The organism is Streptomyces sp. WAC 04229 (assembly GCF_003947455.1).
In the GTDB taxonomy this organism is placed as follows: Bacteria; Actinomycetota; Actinomycetes; order Streptomycetales; family Streptomycetaceae; genus Streptomyces.
Map to the genome: position 1 here is coordinate 1 of NZ_QHJH01000367.1, position 2,509 is coordinate 2,509.

Genomic DNA, 2,509 nt, shown 5'->3' on the forward strand with positions numbered 1-2,509 from the left:
CCCCCACCGACATCCGGCCCCTGGCCACCGCGGCCGAGGACCGCCTGACCGACGCCGTGGCCGCCCTCCCCCTGGTCACCGCGGGCAGCCCGTACAACGCCCAGGCGCTGGTCCACGGCCTCTCCCCCGACCCGTCACCGCACCCGCAGGACGCCCCCTGGCACCAGGTCCGCCTGCTCCTGCGCCTGCACCGGTACGCCCTCGAGGTGCTGACCGGCGAGGCCACCGGGCCCACCGCGGGCACCGACGCCGACGACGACTGCGCGGACGTACGCCTGCTCGCCGCGGGCGAGGCCCTGGACCGGCACCGCGACGCCTCGGAGGCCGCGGCGGCCGCGGCCCAGGCGGCCCGTACGCCGCGCATCGCACCGGCGACGGCGTACGCGCTGGGCGTGCTCCACGCCGACCAGCGGCATGAGGTGGAGGCGGCGAGGTACGCGTTCCAGCACAGCTGGCACAAGGAACCCATCAGGCTGCCGTAGCCGCTGCCGTTGGACTCTCCTCGGACCCGGGACAGGAGGCGCGAGCGCACAGTGGTGACCCCCGCAGACACCGTCCGGGCGGCCGGCTGCGTCCTGTGGCGCTCCGCCCCCGAGCACCCCTCCGCCCTGGAGCTGTGCCTCGTCCACCGCCCGAAGTACGACGACTGGTCGCACCCGAAGGGCAAGCTCAAGCCCGGCGAGGACGCGCTCGCCGCCGCCCTGCGCGAGGTCGCGGAGGAGACCGGGTACGCCGCCCGGCCGGGCGTCGAGCTGCCCACGGTGCGCTACCTGGCGAACGGCCGCCCCAAAGAGGTCCGGTACTGGGCGGCGGCGGCCACCACCGGCGCGTTCGCCCCGTCCGACGAGGTCGACCGCATCCTGTGGCTGGAGCCGGCGGCCGCCCGCGCCCGGCTCACCCAGCACCGCGACCGGACCCTCGTGGACGCCCTCCTCGCGGCCCTCCCGCCCGGGACCGCTCCGTGTCCTTGACGTAAGCGTTCCGTGACCTCACCGCACCGTCCACAGGGGTTCACCCCGCGTTCATTTACGCCCATCGGCGGCTTCACCTGATCTGCCTAATTTCGGCCTTACCGATACGGCTCGCACGCCGAAAGCGCGTCCGTGTCCCTCAGTCCGCGTGACCCGTATGACCGCATGACCGCACGACCCCGCAGCACACAGCCTGCATCGCAGTCCTCGCACGCCGCCGGATTCAGGACGGCGGCTCCTGGAAGGAACTCCCTCAAGTGAAGCTTCAGCGCATGAACCGGCGGGCCCTCGCTCTCGGTGCTCTCGCCGTCTCCGGCGCCCTGGCCCTCACGGCGTGCGGCTCCGACGACACCGGCGGCAACAGCAACGGCGGGGACAGCAGCGCCAACGCCGGCAACATCAAGTGCGAGGACGCCAAGGGCCAGCTCCAGGCCTCCGGCTCCTCCGCCCAGAAGAACGCGATCGACGCCTGGGTCAAGCAGTACGTCGCCGCCTGCAAGGGCGTGCAGATCAACTACAACCCGACCGGCTCGGGCGCGGGCATCACCGCGTTCACGCAGGGCCAGACCGCGTTCGCCGGTTCGGACTCCGCGCTGAAGCCCGACGAGGTCGAGGCCTCCAAGAAGGTCTGCAAGGACGGCCAGGCCATCAACATGCCGATGGTCGGCGGTCCGATCGCGGTCGGCTTCAACGTCCCCGGCGTCGACACCCTCGCCCTGGACGCCCCGACGCTCGCCCAGATCTTCGACAGCAAGATCACCAACTGGAACGACCCGGCGATCGCCAAGCTCAACCCCGACGCCAAGCTGCCCGACCTGAAGATCCAGGCCTACCACCGCTCGGACGAGTCCGGCACCACGGACAACTTCACCAAGTACCTGAAGGCCGCCGCGCCCGAGGACTGGAAGTACGAGGGCGGCAAGTCCTGGCAGGCCAAGGGCGGCCAGTCCGCGCAGGGCTCCTCCGGCCTGGCCGGCGGGGTGAAGCAGACCGCCGGCGCCATCTCGTACTTCGAGCTGTCGTACGCCAAGGAGGGCATCAAGACCGTCGACGTCAAGACCGCGGCCGCGGAGCCGGTTCCGGCCACCGTCGAGAACGCCACCGCCGCCATCGGCGCGGCCAAGGTCGTCGGCACCGGCAAGGACCTCGCGCTGGAGCTGGACTACACCCCGGACGCCGACGGTGCCTACCCGATCGTCCTGGTGACGTACGAGATCGCCTGCGACAAGGGCAACAAGGCGGAGACCCTGCCCGCCGCCAAGTCCTTCCTGAACTACATCGCCTCGGAGGACGGCCAGGGCCTGCTGGCGGACGCCGGCTACGCCCCGATGCCCACCGAGATCATCACCAAGGTCCGCGAGACCATCTCGGGCCTGAGCTGACCCGAGTGCGGTCCGGTCCCCTCCCGGGGGCCGGGCCGCACCGTCCGGTGCACCGCCGCCAGGAGCCCTCGACGGGCTCCGCCCGAGCCGTCGCGTACGACGGCTCCGCAGACCGGAGAACCCGATGGACATAACCACGGACACCCAGAAGCCGAC

General features: G+C 71.9%; 2 protein-coding genes and 1 pseudogene. All 3 read left to right on the forward strand.

Features of this window, described 5'->3' with window-relative positions; all coding sequences use genetic code 11:
* Positions 1-482 (forward strand): annotated as a pseudogene (locus tag DMH12_RS38160) (CHAD domain-containing protein); the annotation flags it as partial.
* A 54-nt stretch (positions 483-536) separates the two neighbouring features.
* Positions 537-971, forward strand: a complete 435-nt coding sequence (locus DMH12_RS38165) for an NUDIX hydrolase (RefSeq protein ID WP_125495827.1) — start codon at positions 537-539, stop codon at positions 969-971.
* A 257-nt stretch (positions 972-1,228) separates the two neighbouring features.
* Positions 1,229-2,353, forward strand: coding sequence for a phosphate ABC transporter substrate-binding protein PstS (gene pstS, locus DMH12_RS38170; RefSeq protein ID WP_185832782.1), 1,125 nt, complete (start codon positions 1,229-1,231; stop codon positions 2,351-2,353).
* The last annotated feature ends 156 nt before the right edge of the window (positions 2,354-2,509 follow it).